The organism is Vibrio sp. TBV020, assembly GCF_046056895.1.
In the GTDB taxonomy this organism is placed as follows: domain Bacteria; phylum Pseudomonadota; class Gammaproteobacteria; order Enterobacterales; family Vibrionaceae; genus Vibrio.
This window is the reverse complement of sequence record NZ_JBEEAQ010000003.1, coordinates 454310-469497: the sequence shown is the minus strand read 5'-3', so window position 1 is coordinate 469497 and position 15188 is coordinate 454310. Positions and strand designations below refer to the sequence as shown.

Annotated in this window: 16 protein-coding genes; 1 reads left to right on the top strand and 15 read right to left on the bottom strand. The window is 45.4% G+C overall.

The window, feature by feature from the left end:
* Positions 1–9: 9 nt before the first annotated feature.
* The 8 genes from rpsS to rnr all read right to left on the bottom strand — a co-directional run bounded on the left by rpsS (position 10) and on the right by rnr (position 6719).
* Positions 10–288, bottom strand: a complete 279-nt coding sequence (gene rpsS, locus AAFX28_RS10090) for a 30S ribosomal protein S19 (RefSeq protein ID WP_004410465.1) — start codon at positions 286–288, stop codon at positions 10–12.
* Positions 289–309: 21 nt separating this feature from the next.
* Positions 310–1134, bottom strand: coding sequence for a 50S ribosomal protein L2 (gene rplB, locus AAFX28_RS10085; RefSeq protein WP_004410474.1), 825 nt, complete (start codon positions 1132–1134; stop codon positions 310–312).
* A 15-nt stretch (positions 1135–1149) separates the two neighbouring features.
* Positions 1150–1452 (bottom strand): 50S ribosomal protein L23, encoded by a 303-nt coding sequence (gene rplW, locus AAFX28_RS10080; RefSeq protein ID WP_004398471.1) that lies wholly within the window; start codon positions 1450–1452, stop codon positions 1150–1152.
* Positions 1449–2051, bottom strand: a complete 603-nt coding sequence (rplD, locus tag AAFX28_RS10075; RefSeq protein ID WP_004410477.1) for a 50S ribosomal protein L4 — start codon at positions 2049–2051, stop codon at positions 1449–1451. Before rplD ends, rplW begins: the two co-directional genes overlap by 4 nt.
* A 17-nt stretch (positions 2052–2068) precedes the next feature.
* Complete coding sequence (gene rplC / locus AAFX28_RS10070; protein ID WP_004410480.1) at positions 2069–2698, bottom strand: 50S ribosomal protein L3; 630 nt, start codon at positions 2696–2698, stop codon at positions 2069–2071.
* Between the two features lie 14 nt (positions 2699–2712).
* A complete protein-coding gene (gene rpsJ / locus AAFX28_RS10065; protein ID WP_004410492.1) occupies positions 2713–3024 on the bottom strand; it encodes a 30S ribosomal protein S10 in 312 nt (103 codons plus the stop codon).
* 470 nt (positions 3025–3494) lie between these two features.
* Positions 3495–4232, bottom strand: coding sequence for a 23S rRNA (guanosine(2251)-2'-O)-methyltransferase RlmB (gene rlmB / locus AAFX28_RS10060; protein ID WP_408687423.1), 738 nt, complete (start codon positions 4230–4232; stop codon positions 3495–3497).
* A gap of 27 nt (positions 4233–4259) precedes the next feature.
* On the bottom strand, positions 4260–6719 hold the full coding sequence (gene rnr, locus AAFX28_RS10055) for a ribonuclease R (RefSeq protein ID WP_408687421.1): 2460 nt from the start codon (positions 6717–6719) through the stop codon (positions 4260–4262).
* Between the two features lie 252 nt (positions 6720–6971).
* Between rnr and AAFX28_RS10050 the strand changes: the two genes are divergently transcribed.
* Complete coding sequence (locus AAFX28_RS10050) at positions 6972–8381, top strand: amidohydrolase (RefSeq protein ID WP_408687419.1); 1410 nt, start codon at positions 6972–6974, stop codon at positions 8379–8381.
* 102 nt (positions 8382–8483) lie between these two features.
* On the opposite strand, the gene motX is transcribed toward AAFX28_RS10050, so the two are convergent.
* From motX to kefG, 7 genes are all read right to left on the bottom strand, one after another.
* On the bottom strand, positions 8484–9122 hold the full coding sequence (motX, locus tag AAFX28_RS10045) for a flagellar protein MotX (RefSeq protein ID WP_408687418.1): 639 nt from the start codon (positions 9120–9122) through the stop codon (positions 8484–8486).
* Positions 9123–9366: 244 nt separating this feature from the next.
* On the bottom strand, positions 9367–10683 hold the full coding sequence (locus AAFX28_RS10040; protein ID WP_408687416.1) for an adenylosuccinate synthase: 1317 nt from the start codon (positions 10681–10683) through the stop codon (positions 9367–9369).
* Between the two features lie 172 nt (positions 10684–10855).
* Positions 10856–11797: an isoaspartyl peptidase/L-asparaginase family protein gene (locus tag AAFX28_RS10035; RefSeq protein WP_408687414.1), complete on the bottom strand. Its 942-nt coding sequence runs from the start codon at positions 11795–11797 to the stop codon at positions 10856–10858.
* 110 nt (positions 11798–11907) lie between these two features.
* Positions 11908–12489 carry a peptidylprolyl isomerase gene (slyD, locus tag AAFX28_RS10030; protein WP_408687412.1) on the bottom strand — a complete coding sequence of 194 codons (582 nt, stop codon included), beginning with the start codon at positions 12487–12489 and terminating at the stop codon, positions 11908–11910.
* Between the two features lie 92 nt (positions 12490–12581).
* Positions 12582–12776: a YheV family putative zinc ribbon protein gene (locus AAFX28_RS10025; RefSeq protein ID WP_408687410.1), complete on the bottom strand. Its 195-nt coding sequence runs from the start codon at positions 12774–12776 to the stop codon at positions 12582–12584.
* A gap of 19 nt (positions 12777–12795) precedes the next feature.
* The gene (kefB, locus tag AAFX28_RS10020) at positions 12796–14592 is read right to left on the bottom strand and encodes a glutathione-regulated potassium-efflux system protein KefB (RefSeq protein ID WP_408687409.1); all 1797 of its coding nucleotides are present in this window, start codon (positions 14590–14592) and stop codon (positions 12796–12798) included.
* Position 14593: 1 nt separating this feature from the next.
* The gene (gene kefG / locus AAFX28_RS10015) at positions 14594–15166 is read right to left on the bottom strand and encodes a glutathione-regulated potassium-efflux system ancillary protein KefG (protein ID WP_408687407.1); all 573 of its coding nucleotides are present in this window, start codon (positions 15164–15166) and stop codon (positions 14594–14596) included.
* Between the last annotated feature and the right edge of the window lie 22 nt (positions 15167–15188).

The window sequence follows — 15188 nt, the reverse complement described above, 5'->3', positions numbered from 1 at the left end:
ATCTACTCCTTAACGCTTCTTCGCTTTCTTATCCACGACATGGCCGCGGTAAGTACGAGTTGGTGCGAATTCACCCAGTTTGTGACCGATCATTTCTTCGGTAACGAAAACTGGTACGTGCTGACGACCATTATGGACAGCGATGGTCAAACCAATCATTGATGGGATGATCATTGAACGACGGGACCAAGTCTTAATAGGCTTTTTGTCTCCGCTTTCCACCGCTTTCTCTACCTTCTTCAGCAAGTGTAGGTCAATAAATGGACCTTTCTTGAGAGAACGTGGCATGGCGATTCCTCTTTATATAGATTACTTGTTACGACGACGTACGATGTACTTGTCAGTGCGTTTGTTCTTACGAGTCTTGAAGCCTTTAGTTGGCTGACCCCATGGTGAAACTGGGTGACGACCACCAGAAGTACGGCCTTCACCACCACCGTGTGGGTGGTCTACTGGGTTCATTACCACACCGCGAACGGTTGGACGAACACCGCGCCAGCGGTTAGCACCAGCTTTACCAAGTTCACGTAGCATGTGCTCAGAGTTACCAACTTCACCGATTGTTGCACGGCCTTCAGAAAGTACTTTGCGCATTTCGCCAGAACGTAGACGGATAGTTACGTATGCACCGTCGCGAGCAACGATTTGAGCATATGCACCAGCCGAACGAGCTAGCTGACCACCTTTACCAGGCTTAAGTTCAACGTTGTGTACAGTTGAACCTACTGGGATGTTACGCATTGGTAGAGTGTTACCAGCTTTGATTGGTGCATCAACACCTGACTGGATTGCATCACCTGCGTTAACACCTTTAGGTGCTAGGATGTAACGACGCTCACCGTCTGCGTACAGAACTAGAGCGATGTTAGCGCTACGGTTTGGATCGTATTCAAGACGCTCAACTTTCGCTGGGATACCGTCTTTAGTACGTTTGAAGTCAATTACACGGTAGTGGTGCTTGTGACCACCGCCGATGTGACGTACTGTGATACGACCGTTGTTGTTACGACCACCGTTCTTAGAGTTTTTCTCTAGAAGAGGTGCGTATGGCTTGCCCTTGTGTAGGTCAGCGTTAACAACTTTAACAACGTGACGACGACCAGGGGAAGTCGGCTTACATTTAACAATAGCCATTCTTAACTACTCCTGTTATTCCGCGCCGCCAACGAAGTCAAGATCTTGACCTTCTTTCAGAGTAACGTACGCTTTCTTAACGTCGCTGCGGCGACCTTGGCGTAGACCCTGACGTTTGGTCTTACCCTTAGTGATAAGAGTATTTACAGACTTAACTTCAACTTCAAATAGCTTTTCTACAGCTGCTTTGATCTCTTTTTTAGTTGCATCTTTAGCTACTTTGAAAACGATAGTGTTCGCTTTCTCAGCTGCCATAGTTGCTTTTTCAGAGATGTGCGGTGCACGTAGAACTTTTAGGATACGCTCTTCAGTGATCATGCTAGCATCTCCTCTACTTGTTTAACTGCATCAGCAGTAATTACAACTTTGTCAAACGCGATTAGAGAAACTGGGTCAATACCAGCAACGTCACGAGCGTCAACTTTGTATAGGTTACGAGCAGCTAAGAATAGGTTCTCATCTACTTCGCTAGTCACGATTAAAGCGTCAGTTAGCTCAAGCTCTTTAAGCTTAGCAACTAGTTCTTTAGTCTTTGGTGCTTCTACTGAGAAGTTATCAACAACGATTAGACGCTCTTGACGAACTAGCTCAGAAAGAATGCTCTTCATAGCACCACGGTACATTTTTTTGTTTACTTTTTGGCTGTGATCTTGTGGTTTCGCAGCAAAAGTAACACCACCTGTACGCCAGATTGGGCTACGGATTGTACCAGCACGTGCACGGCCAGTACCTTTTTGACGCCATGGCTTAGCGCCACCGCCAGAAACTTCTGAACGTGTTTTCTGAGCACGAGTACCTTGACGAGCACCTGCTGCAAACGCAACAACTACTTGGTGTACAAGAGCTTCGTTAAACTCACGTCCGAAAGTAGTTTCGGAAACAGTTAGTGCATCAGCACCTTTAACCATTAGTTCCATTACTTACTCCTGAGACGTTATGCTTTAACAGCTGGTTTAACGATCACGTTACCGCCAGTTGCGCCTGGGACTGCACCTTTAATAAGAAGCAGATTGCGCTCAGCGTCAACACGTACGATCTCTAGGTTTTGAGTCGTTACACGCTCAGCACCCATGTGACCTGCCATTTTCTTGCCTTTAAATACGCGACCTGGAGTTTGACATTGGCCAATAGAACCAGGAGCACGGTGAGACAATGAGTTACCGTGAGTCATATCTTGAGTACGGAAGTTCCAACGCTTAACAGCGCCTTGGAAACCTTTACCCTTAGATGTACCAGTAACGTCTACTTTCTTAGTATCGTTGAATAGTTCAACTGTTAGCTCAGCGCCAACTGCGAACTCTTCACCGTTTTCCAAACGGAATTCCCAAAGACCACGACCTGCTTCAACACCAGCTTTAGCAAAGTGACCTGCTTCTGGCTTAGATACGCGGTTAGCTTTCTTAGCACCAGTAGTTACCTGGATTGCTGCGTAGCCGTCTGTATCAAGTGTTTTAACTTGAGAAACACGGTTAGCTTCAACCTCAACAACTGTTACTGGGATAGAAACGCCTTCTTCAGTAAATACGCGGGTCATGCCCACTTTACGACCGATTAGACCAATCATTCTTCTAATCTCCCTTAACCTAGGCTAATTTGAACGTCAACGCCCGCAGCAAGGTCTAGACGCATTAGAGCATCAACAGTTTTGTCTGTTGGCTCAACGATGTCGATTAGACGCTTGTGAGTACGAATTTCGTACTGGTCACGTGCTTTCTTGTTAACGTGTGGAGAGATAAGAACTGTGAAACGCTCTTTACGAGTAGGTAGTGGGATTGGACCACGAACCTGTGCGCCAGTGCGCTTAGCTGTTTCAACGATTTCCGCTGTAGAAGCATCGATTAGTTTGTAATCGAAAGCTTTTAGGCGGATACGGATACGTTGGTTCTGCATGAGACAGAGCTCCAATATTAAAAATTACACAAACAATATCGCCACTCAGACTCGTTAAGACGAGAGAATGTACGATTGATTTATGTGAAACCGTAACTTCCAAGATTAGGAAGTATTGTCAGTTAATTTTCGATTAACTACCCCTATGTACCAGAATCACGTCTGGGGATAGTTATTCCGAAGAATAAGTAGCTAATTGTATTAACCGCGAACATAAGCTGAGTCTACATTACCTAATAAACCCTTAGATTTATTAGCTCCTCTTCGCTCATTGGTTCACAACTGGCTTAACCAGTGCGACGCATTATACAGATCACAGTTTTACATGCAAGTGCTGTTTGAAAAATAAACGAAGGAAAAAGGCGACGCTGATTCATTAATCTTTCGTCAGTCTAAAGAGACAACGAAGCTATACAAAAAAGCGCAGACTGAACCAACAGTCTGCGCTTTTTAAATAGAGTTGTAGCTACTTATGCTAAACGCTGGCGTACTGCTTCAAACAGACACACACCTGAAGCAACGGATACATTCAAGCTTGATACACTACCTGCCATAGGGATCTTGATTAGGTCATCACAGGTTTCACGAGTTAGGCGGCGCATACCGTCACCTTCCGCACCCATTACAATCGCAAGCGAACCCGTTAACTTAGCTTGGTAAATATCGTGCGTTGCTTCACCTGCTGTACCAACAAACCACACGCCCTGCTCTTGCAGTGCACGCATGGTACGAGCTAGGTTAGTTACACGCACTAGAGGCACTGTTTCAGCTGCGCCACATGCTACTTTGCTTACTGTTGCTGTAATATTCGCTGACTTATCTTTTGGTACGATAACCGCTGCAACCCCTGCCGCATCTGCGTTACGTAGACAAGCACCCAAGTTATGTGGGTCCGTCACGCCATCAAGCACTAGCAGAAGTGGAGACTCATGCTGCGCAAGAATGTCATCTAAGTCATTTTCGTTTAGCTGCTTTGCCGGCTTCACTCGAGCCATAATGCCTTGGTGGTTTGCACCACGTGCTTTGTCATCCAGTGTCTTACGTGTCATCTGTTGAATCGATACGCCACACACTTGCAGTTCATTGAGGATCGGCATTAAGCGGTCATCTTGACGACCTTTTAGTACAAATGCTTCGATAAAGCGTTCTGGTTCACGCTCTAGTACCGCTTTTACTGCGTGAATACCGTAGATAAATTCGTTACTCATTTAAAAACCTGTTGGGTTAAATTCTTTTTACTGCGCTGCTTTATTAGAGCGCTTGGTTTTCTTTGGCTTGCTGCCTGGCTTCTTTTTACGAGCCTTAGTCACTTTAGGCTTCTTAGCCGGACCTTTTGACTCTGGCTTATCAGGTCGTTTAGTTGGTTCTACCGACGGGCTTGCTTTAGCACCTTTACCCTTAGTTGCCGCGCGCTTCTTCTCTTTGGCTTTTCTCTTCGCCTCTGCCGCTCGTTTCTTGGCGGTCTTCCCTTCGCCGCGTAGCTTACGACTAGTTTCGACTAATTCAAAGTCAATTTGTCGATCATCTAAGTTCACAGACAGTACTTTAACTTTCACCGCATCACCTAAGCGGTAGATAGCACCAAAGCTTTCACCGATAAGTCGTTGACCAATTGGGTCAAATTGGTAGTAGTCATTCGCTAGTGCAGAAATATGTACTAGGCCATCGATATGCAGATCACTCAATCGAACAAAGAAGCCAAAGCCAGTTACGTTGGCAATCACACCATCTAGTTCTTCACCAACATGGTCTTGCATGTATTCACACTTCAGCCAGTCAGAGACTTCACGAGTTGCATCATCCGCACGACGCTCTGTCATTGAACATTGCTCACCGTAGAAATCCATATCATCGAATGAGTAATGGTAACCACCCGTTGGCGTCCAACGATCTTTCAGTGTGCCATTCTCTTTCGCGATAAGGTACTTAATCGCACGGTGAAGCAGCAAGTCTGGGTAACGACGGATTGGCGACGTAAAGTGTGCATAGCGTTTTAGAGCCAAACCAAAGTGGCCACAGTTGTCAGCGTTGTACACGGCTTGCTTCATAGAGCGCAGCAACATAGTTTGAATAAGTTCTTTGTCTTGGCGTTCAGCAATCAACTTAACCAGATCAGCATAATCTGTCGGAGATGGTTCTAACCCACCATTAAGATGCAGACCAAGCTCACCTAAGAAATCACGGAAGCCTTGTAAGCGTAATTCCCCTGGAGATTCGTGGATACGATAAAGTGCCGGTTCTTTTGCTTTCTCGACCAATGAAGCAGAAGCTATGTTCGCCAGAATCATACATTCTTCGATGATCTTATGCGCATCGTTACGGATTACTGGTTCAATACTGTCAATCTTACGCTCAGCATTGAAAATGAACTTAGTCTCTACGGTTTCAAATTCAATCGCACCACGATTATCACGAGCATGTTTAAGCACTTTATACATCTTGTGCAGCTCTTCCAGGTGTGGGACAACAGGTTCATAACGAGTACGTAGCTCTTCATCCCCTTCTAGAATGTCATGTACCTTGTTGTAGGTCAGGCGAGCATGCGAGTTCATTACCGCTTCATAATGTTTATAGCCTGATAACTTACCCGTTTCCGAGATAGTCATCTCACACACCATACATAGTCGGTCAACTTGTGGGTTCAATGAACAAAGGCCATTGGACAGCACTTCCGGCAGCATTGGGACAACTTGAGATGGGAAATAAACCGAGTTACCACGGTTAATCGCTTCTTTATCTAATGCAGAGTCTGGACGAACATAGTAGCTCACATCTGCAATCGCTACCCATAAACGCCAGCCACCGCTTTTCTTCTTCTCACAGTAGACAGCATCATCAAAGTCACGCGCATCTTCACCATCAATCGTCACTAGAGGCAATTCACGAAGGTCAACACGACCTACTTTTGCTTCTTCTGGCACTTCTTCACCTAAGCCTTCGATCTGTTTGTCGACAGCTTCTGGCCACTCATGCGGGATCTGGTGTGTACGAATCGCAATTTGCGTTTCCATACCCGGTGCCATATTTTCACCAAGTACTTCCACTACTTTACCCATCATGCCACGAGAGCGTGAACCACGGTCGGTAATCTCAATCACCACAACGTTCCCCATACGAGCACCGGCACGAAGATCATTGGGGATTAGGATGTCTTGGCTAATACGAGAATCATCAGGCACAACGTAAGAGTAACCGTACTCTAAGAAGAAACGACCAACAATTTGAGTTTGGCGCTCTTCCAAAACGCGAACCAATCGTCCTTCCTTACGGCCACGCTTTGAATTTTCTGTTGGCTGAACCAACACATAGTCACCATGAATGATGTTTTTCATTTGGTGGTGTGGCAGGACAATATCTTTATCTTTGCCAACACTTCCTTCTGGGCGCACCCATCCATGGCCATCTTTATGACCAATAACATAGCCTTTAACCATTTCGAGTTTTTCTGGCAACGCATAACATTGACGACGAGTAAACACGAGTTGACCATCACGCTCCATCGCTCTCAATCTGCGACGTAGCCCTTCGTAGTGATCCTCTCCTGACAGCTTCAATGCATCAAACAGATCATTACGGTTCATCGGAACCCCTGCTTGACTTAAAAACTCAAGGATAAACTCTCGGCTTGGAATCGGGTTTTCATAATTTTCCGATTCACGAGCTGCAAATGGGTCATTATGGGTATTGTCTGACATAGGCGCGCCTAATTAAGAAGGAAGGGAATTAAAACTAGTATATCCGAGTCCCCGTTCAAGGCACAGGTAAGTCGACTTAAATTCCTCTTTTTTCCGCACCTTTTTCATAACTTAGCATCTCCTTTAATATCTCTTTACGCCATACGATAAAGATCACACTTCTATGCAAGTGACAAGGCAAACGATTGCAACAAGTAAAGAAAGGGGTATGATTCAGGCAAATTTTACTCCCTTTTTACTACAGGTGTTTTTATGAGTATGAAACGTACATTGCTAGCAACGGCAATTGCAGGTCTAGGTCTGTTTTCTGCGGCAGCGTCTGCGGCTGAAAAAGTCGATCTGATGATCACTGATGCAATGGTTCTTACTATGAACCAAGATAAAACTGTTTATGAAAATGGCACCGTAGTCGTTAAAGGTAATAAGATTATTGCTGTTGGCGACGAATCACTGGAAAAACAATACGACGCTAAAAAGGTGTTAGATGTTGATGGTGATATTGTAATGCCAGGTCTTATCAACACACATACTCACGTATCAATGACCGTGTTCCGTTCACTGGCTGATGATGTGCCAGATCGCCTACACCGCTACATCTTCCCGCTTGAAGCAAAACTTGTATCACGTGATATGGTTCGAATTGGTGCGAACCTCGGTAACGTTGAGATGGTTAAAGGCGGTGTCACGACTTACGCAGACATGTACTACTTTGAAGATGAAGTAGCAAAGACGGTTGATGAAATCGGTATGCGTGCAGTACTAGGTGAAACGGTAATCAAATTCCCGGTAGCAGATGCAGCTAACGCAGAAGAAGGAATCAAATACGCTCTGAACTTTATCGAAGAGTACAAAGATCACCCGCGTATTACTCCAGCTTTCGCACCGCATGCACCTTACACAAACACCACTGAGATTCTGCAAAAAGTTGCTAAGCTATCTCTAGAACACGATGTGCCGGTAATGATTCACCTTGCTGAATCTCATCGTGAAGAAGAGAAGATTGCAAAACGTGCTGACGGTATGTCTCCAGTTCAATACATGCATAGTATCGGCGCTCTAAACAAAAACCTTGTTGGCGCACATATGATCTTGGTTGATGATGAAGACATCAAACTTGTGAAAGAGTCAGACATGGGTGTTGCTCATAATATGAGTGCTAACATCAAGTCGGCAAAAGGCGTATCACCAGCACTTAAGATGTACGATGAAGATGTACGTATTGGTCTTGGTACAGACGGCCCAATGTCTGGTAACACACTAAGCACAATTGATGAGTTCAACCAAGTAGCCAAAGTTCACAAGCTAGTCAATAAAGACCGTGCTGCAATGCCACCAATTAAAGTAATTGATATGGCAACAATGGGCGCTGCGAAAGCACTGCACATGGAAGACAAAATTGGCTCACTTGAAACAGGTAAGCTTGCAGACATCATCGTGGTTGATACTAAAGCACCAAACATGGTTCCAGTTTACAACCCATACTCAGCACTGGTTTACTCTGCTAACTCAGCGAACGTTAAGCACACTATTGTTGATGGCAACATCATCATGAAAGATCGTGAAATGCTAACCGTTGATGAAGATAAAATCCGCGAAGAAGCATTAGAGTTCACAAAAGTTGTTCGTGAAACTGTTATCGAATCGGGTGAAGTTGTTCAATAACGACTGACCAATAATGACAATGCCCAGCAAGTGCTGGGCATTTTTGTATCTATCGCAACCAACTGAGTGCAGTGAGTCAGGTGCTGTCGAGACTTTAACCGATTACCAGAACGTGTCGCGCTTTTTCGCTCGAGCAATGATGTTCTGTGGCATTCGCCTTTCTAGTCCTTGCCTTAACACACTAATACGCTTGTGCGTTCGTTGGTCAGCAGTGACGGAGTTGTATAACCAGCGGTAAGCATCTTCGTAATCTAAAGGACTGCCGTAATCACGTAGCAGCAGTTCTGCAAGATGGATACGTGCATTTAAGTTACCCATCGCCGCTGCTTCACGTAGATAGGGAATCGCTCGCTCTTTATCTTGCTGCACGATCGTGCCACGCGAGTAGTAACGACCAATTTGCTCAAGTGCGGCTGGCAAGCCTTGATGCGCTGCGTTTTCCATGTAGTAAAGACCAAGCTCAACGTCTTGCTCAACACACACTCCCCACGCTAGCATATCGCCATACAAAAATTCGTATGCTGGCAGGCTGATACGAGTCGCACGCGCAACGATGTCTTCCACTAGCTGGCAGCTATCCGCCTTTACACGTTCTAAATGCTGGTTGTTATTAATCAGTTTAATTAGTTCAGCTTCGGTATAAATTGGCACTGGCTCACCAATATTAGGCGAATCATTCGCCTGAACAACGGATGCGCTCAACGCTAATACCATCGAAGCCGCTAATTTCCTTAGCTTCATTTTCTGCACTCTTTACTTCGATTTCTATGCTGCTGCCAAAACGACCTTGATCGGCAAACAGTGAGTTATTTGCCGTTCTATGCGGCAAGCTTGATAACTTTATCGGCAAACGGTGCTAACTCTTTAATCAAAATTGCCGCTATTTGGCAAATTGTTGCCGTAAGCAACTCAGATCGCAAGGAAAAAAAGTCAAAAAAAAGCCAGCGATAAACGCTGGCTTTTTAAGTCTCTGAACAATCAGAAATTATGCACCGTATGGGTGAACTTTAATGATTGTTTCGTTACGGTCTGGACCTGTAGAGATGATGTCTACTGGTACACCCGTTAGCTCTTCGATACGTTTGATGTAGTCAAGAGCAGCTTGTGGAAGCGCGTCGATTGACTTAGCACCAAATGTAGTCTCAGACCAACCTGGCATTGTTTCGTAGATTGGCGTTGCTTCTTCGAAAGATTCAGCAGCCATTGGAGAAACTTCTAGGATAGTGCCATCTTTCATCTTGTAACCAGTACAGATCTTGATCTCTTTTAGACCATCAAGAACGTCTAGCTTAGTTAGACACATACCTGTTAGAGAGTTGATTTGGATTGCACGACGCATTGCTACTGCATCAAACCAACCTGTACGACGTAGACGACCTGTTGTTGCACCAAACTCGTGGCCAACATCGCCTAGGTGCTTACCAACTGGGTCTTGCTTATCTAGACCGTCGTAAAGTTCTGTCGGGAATGGACCTGAGCCAACGCGAGTACAGTACGCCTTAGTAATACCTAGGATGTAACCGATGTGACGAGGACCGAAACCTGAACCTGCAGCAACACCACCAGCAGTCGTGTTAGAAGAAGTTACGTATGGGTAAGTACCGTGGTCGATATCTAGTAGAGTACCTTGAGCACCTTCGAACATGATCTTGTCGCCGCGCTTACGTGCTGCGTCTAGTTCGTCTGTTACGTCCATAACCATAGAAGTTAGTAGATCTGCGTAACCCATGCACTGCTCAAGTACTTCTTCGTAGCTTACTGTTTCAGCTTTGTAGAAGTGCTCTAGTTGGAAGTTATGGAATTCCATTACTTCTTTTAGCTTCTCAGCGAACATTTCTTTATCGAAAAGGTCACCAACGCGTAGACCGCGACGAGCAACTTTATCTTCGTAAGCTGGACCGATACCACGACCAGTTGTACCGATAGCTTTCGCGCCACGAGCGATTTCACGCGCGTTGTCGATAGCGATGTGGTACGGAAGAATTAGAGGACAAGCTTCAGAAACGAAAAGACGCTCGCGCACTGGGATACCGCGCTCTTCTAGAGGCTTCATTTCTTTAAGAAGTGCTTCAGGCGATAGTACAACGCCGTTACCGATAACACATTTTACGTTATCGCGTAGGATGCCTGATGGAATTAAGTGAAGAACGGTTTTTTCACCGTCAATTACAAGAGTGTGACCAGCATTGTGACCGCCTTGGTAGCGAACCACATATTTTGCATCTTCAGTTAAAAGGTCAACAATTTTACCTTTACCTTCGTCACCCCATTGGGTGCCCAGAACGACTACGTTATTTCCCATCTTTCCAGTATCTGTTGCTAGTTAAAAATGGATTCTAGCACTGAATCACATTTCTTGCAGTCATTTTTTAATCATGCAAGCGTAATATGGTGTAAATCCAATAGGGCTGAAACTAAGGCCGAAATAAATCAGCCAGTTAGCTTAAGGCTTAGATAAATCAACTAGATTCAGATTACTCATCAGCATATATCTTAACGCTGAAATTGCCGTCGGCATCAATGCCAGCTCGATACATTCCTGAACTGTTCATCGCAAAGTGCAGCTCGCCTTGAGCATCAACTGCAATTAAGCCACCTTCACCGCCCATATCTTTGAGTTCACCTTGAATGACGGTTTCACTCGCCGTGTGCACGTCTTCCTTTAGATAGCGCATTCTTGCTGCTACATCACCTGCAACAGTTTTACGGATAAAGTATTCCCCCATCCCCGTCGTTGATACCGCAACATTGCCATTCTCAGCATAAGTGCCTGCACCAATGATTGAGGAGTCTCCAACGCGACCGTACTTTTTGTTGGTCACTCCTCCTGTACTTGTCGCCGCAGCTAGGTTACCTTGCTGATCAAGTGCCACCGCCCCAACCGTGCCGAATTTTTTGTCATCTGGATACTTTGACTCAGAAAGCGCAAACAGCCCTTTCTCTTTCATTGACAGTAGCTGCTCATAACGTCGGTCCGTAAAGAAGTAGTCTTGCTCAGTAAACTGGTAGTCGTGTTCAAATGCGAACTCTTCAGCCCCTTCACCTATCAGAAGGACATGATTGCTTTTAGTCATCACATCACGAGCAAGCTCGATTGGGTTTTTAATATGGCGAACACCAGCAACAGCCCCCGCATCGAGAGATTTGCCATGCATGACAGAGGCATCCATCTCAACCATCTCTTTGTGGGTTAATACTGAGCCTTTACCGGCGTTGAAGTTCGGCGAGTCTTCCAACACCTTTACTGCCACCACTACTGCATCAAGAGCGTCACCTGACTCCTGCAATATTTTGTACCCTGCACGCACAGAAGTTTCGAGATCAGACAAGATAGAGGATTTCAGTTCATCACTCATTTGCTCACGTAAAATCGTTCCAGCACCGCCATGAATCGCGATTGAAAAAGGTTGGCTCATGAGAGTCTCCATCTATATATCTAAACTGGTTGATAAGCTTTTAAATAACAAAAAAGGCGTTTCCCGTACAGCAGGAAACGCCTTTTCATATCTAGCTAATCGCTAATGGATTAGTGAGAACCGCAGCTGCCGCCACCGCAACAACCGTCTTTTTTCTCTTCACCGTGGTCATGGCCTTCGCCACCACAGCAACCGCCTTCGTGATCGTGGTCGTGACCACAACCGCCAGCTTGGTGCACGTGACCGTGCTCAATCTCTTCTGCTGTAGCTTCACGTAGAGCAACAACTTCAACATCAAATGTCAGTGTTTGGCCAGCAAGCATGTGGTTGCCATCTACAACAACTTCGTCGCCATCTACTTCTGTTACTTCAACAGGGATTGGACCTTGGTCAGTGTCCGCTAGGAAGCGCATACCTACTTCGATCTCTTCAACGCCTTGGAACACGTTAGCAGGAACGCGTTGTACTAGTGCGTCGTTGTGCTCGCCGTACGCTTCTTCTGGAGAAACAGTTACAGAGAACTTAGCGCCCGCTTCCTTACCTTCTAGTGCAGTTTCAAGACCTGTGATTAGGTTGTTGTTGCCGTGTAGGTAATCTAGAGGTGCTTCAGTCGTTGATTGGTCAACAACAACACCGTCTTCTAGTTTTACTTGGTAAGCAAGACTTACTACTACGTTCTTTTCAATTTTCATATTTACTCCAAGGAGAATAAAGGACCATTGCTACAACAATGGTCGTCAAACTTTCTATGGGGGTATTATGGGGATGATTTAGAGAAACTCAATCAATCAGGCTTAAAAATACCGATCATTTCTTGGCCACCGTGTTCCGCGGTATCGACGGATTCTGGTGTTCGTTGATCTTGATGACCACACTCAACACATTCTACTAATTCAATATTGTTCTCTATCCACCAGCGTAATGTGTCTTGTTGAGCACATTTAGGGCAGCTGGCGCCTGCGATAAATCTTTTTTTCATCTCTATTTATTTCACTAGTTTATTCCCAGAAGTTCTTCGCTTGCTGATCGCTTTCCATTTCACGACCAAAAATCTCTTCTAGTTCTTTACGGGCTTCTTTGGCTCTTTGGGCCAATTGTTTGTCATCATTATGCTGAGGAAGCAATTCCTTGAGCATAGCATTATCTAATTTTCGAAAATGCGCTTCAGCTCGCTTTGCTTGATATGGATGCATGCCCAAATCGATCAAGGCTTGTCGGCCTAAATCTAATGCACCTAAGAAAGTTTCACGCGAATAGCTCTCTACACCGTGACTAAGCAATTGATAGGCTTCAACACGACTTCGAGCACGAGCCAATAACTTAAGATTTGGGAAGTTCGCCTGGCAGAGTTCAATGATCTGCATGATTTCATCTGGAGAGTCGGTACAGATGATCATCGCTTCCGCTTTGTCTGCACCCGCCGCTCTTAACAGGTCAACTTGTGTCGCATCACCGTAAAAGACTTTATAGCCATATTTCCTCAGTAACTGAATTTGGCTAGCATCGCTTTCCAGTACCGTCACTTTAATTTTGTTGGCATACATTAAACGGCCAATAATCTGACCAAAACGACCAAAACCAGCAATGATGACACGCGGTTGTTTGTTGATGATATCCGTTTTTAGTTCATCACTCGCACCAGCATTAAGACCACGTGCATACCATTTACTTTGAGCCATCAAAAGTAGAGGCGTTGTTACCATCGACAAACTCACCACAACTAACAAGAACGCGGTCTGTTCGCGGTCTAGTAAACCTTCTGTTGCCGCTGCAGTAAAAATGACGAAAGCAAACTCACCACCTTGGCTCAATATTGCTGCCATCTTGCTACGTGCTTTTGGTCGGCTGCCAGCGATACGCGCCAAGAGATAAAGAATCATCCCTTTCACAATCACCAATCCGATGACTGCTGACAATACAGCAAATGGTTCTAACGCCAACAAACCCAAGTTGACCGCCATACCCACAGCGATAAAGAACAGACCAAGAAGCAGACCTTTGAAAGGCTCGATTGCTATTTCTAATTCATGGCGGTATTCGCTTTCTGCCAGTAGTACCCCGGCAAGGAATGTCCCCAATGCCATCGATAGACCTAGCTGCTTCATCATCAGTGCAATACCAATCACAAGAAGTAATGCTGCTACGGTAAAGAGTTCACGCACACCACTTAACACAACATAACGAAATAGAGGTCGTAGTAAGAAGTGACCACCGACAAGTAGGCCGCCGACACCAGCTAGCATCCATAGTGCATCTAGCCAATCACCTGCCGTGTTACCGGCTAAAACGGGGAGCAGAGCCAGCATTGGGATTACAGCAATATCTTGGAACAGTAATACAGCAAAACCTGACTGCCCTGCTTCTTTGCCTCCCAGCCCTTGCTCTTCAATTACTCTTAATGCGATTGCTGTAGAAGAAAGTGCCAACCCCATACCGATAACTAAACTGGTTTGCCACGACGTTCCTGCAAGGTATGCGACACTCGCTAACACCATGGTCGTAACCAAAACCTGTGCCCCGCCGAGACCCAATATTGGCCCTTTCATTTGCAGTAGCTTCTTTGGGTTTAGCTCTAGACCTATCAAGAACAGCAGCAGTACAACCCCAAATTCAGCGAAATGAAGAATCGCATCAACATCACTGATCAGCCCAAGTCCCCAAGGCCCGATCGCGACACCCGCCAACAAATAGCCTAATACCGATCCCAGACCCAATCGCTGGGCAAGAGGCACTGCTACAACTGCTGCAGTTAAGAAAATTGCACTACTTTGCAGAAAGTCATTTTCTAATGCCATGCTACCCTCCTACTTGTTCAGAATAGGACATCAATGGGTCATTTAGCCATTGACGGTAACGCTCAGCATGTTGATAGCGCTCCATCTCCGAGACATTACGCGCCCAGTAAAGCACTAATGGCTCAATCCAAAACATCTGGCACAATGCAGCCGTCAATTCGAATGGCTGCAGAATTTCTGATAGTGGGTAACGGTTGTATCCCCCTTGGCCAAATGCCTCTTCCTTACCTCCAGTGGTGATAACACTGCGCCAGTACTTTCCTTTAAGTGCCTCGCCATTACCAAACGCAAAGCCTTTGCCCAACACTCGATCCATCCACTCTTTCAACAAAGCAGGACAAGAATACATATAGAGAGGATGATGAAAGACGATCACATCATGATCATTAAGCAATTGATGTTCAGCATTAACATCAATAAAAAAGTCAGGGTAGTGAGCATAAAGATCATGCACAGTGACATGCTCAAGAGACTCGATCTTCTTAAGCATCATTTGGTTGGCAACGGAATCTCGCGACTCCGGATGAGCGTAAATCACCAATACCTTAGGTGTGTCGGAGGGTAAGTTCTGCATTCCTTGGACAGCAATCCTTATA

Bases quoted from the DNA above. Each gene is read 5' to 3' on its own strand.
- rpsS (WP_004410465.1), bottom strand. From the start codon at position 288: ATGCCACGTTCTCTCAAGAAAGGTCCATTTATTGACCTACACTTGCTG.
- rplB (WP_004410474.1), bottom strand. From the start codon at position 1,134: ATGGCTATTGTTAAATGTAAGCCGACTTCCCCTGGTCGTCGTCACGTT.
- rplW (WP_004398471.1), bottom strand. From the start codon at position 1,452: ATGATCACTGAAGAGCGTATCCTAAAAGTTCTACGTGCACCGCACATC.
- rplD (WP_004410477.1), bottom strand. From the start codon at position 2,051: ATGGAACTAATGGTTAAAGGTGCTGATGCACTAACTGTTTCCGAAACT.
- rplC (WP_004410480.1), bottom strand. From the start codon at position 2,698: ATGATTGGTCTAATCGGTCGTAAAGTGGGCATGACCCGCGTATTTACT.
- rpsJ (WP_004410492.1), bottom strand. From the start codon at position 3,024: ATGCAGAACCAACGTATCCGTATCCGCCTAAAAGCTTTCGATTACAAA.
- rlmB (WP_408687423.1), bottom strand. From the start codon at position 4,232: ATGAGTAACGAATTTATCTACGGTATTCACGCAGTAAAAGCGGTACTA.
- rnr (WP_408687421.1), bottom strand. From the start codon at position 6,719: ATGTCAGACAATACCCATAATGACCCATTTGCAGCTCGTGAATCGGAA.
- AAFX28_RS10050 (WP_408687419.1), top strand. From the start codon at position 6,972: ATGAGTATGAAACGTACATTGCTAGCAACGGCAATTGCAGGTCTAGGT.
- motX (WP_408687418.1), bottom strand. From the start codon at position 9,122: ATGAAGCTAAGGAAATTAGCGGCTTCGATGGTATTAGCGTTGAGCGCA.
- AAFX28_RS10040 (WP_408687416.1), bottom strand. From the start codon at position 10,683: ATGGGAAATAACGTAGTCGTTCTGGGCACCCAATGGGGTGACGAAGGT.
- AAFX28_RS10035 (WP_408687414.1), bottom strand. From the start codon at position 11,797: ATGAGCCAACCTTTTTCAATCGCGATTCATGGCGGTGCTGGAACGATT.
- slyD (WP_408687412.1), bottom strand. From the start codon at position 12,489: ATGAAAATTGAAAAGAACGTAGTAGTAAGTCTTGCTTACCAAGTAAAA.
- AAFX28_RS10025 (WP_408687410.1), bottom strand. From the start codon at position 12,776: ATGAAAAAAAGATTTATCGCAGGCGCCAGCTGCCCTAAATGTGCTCAA.
- kefB (WP_408687409.1), bottom strand. From the start codon at position 14,592: ATGGCATTAGAAAATGACTTTCTGCAAAGTAGTGCAATTTTCTTAACT.
- kefG (WP_408687407.1), bottom strand. From the start codon at position 15,166: ATGCAGAACTTACCCTCCGACACACCTAAGGTATTGGTGATTTACGCT.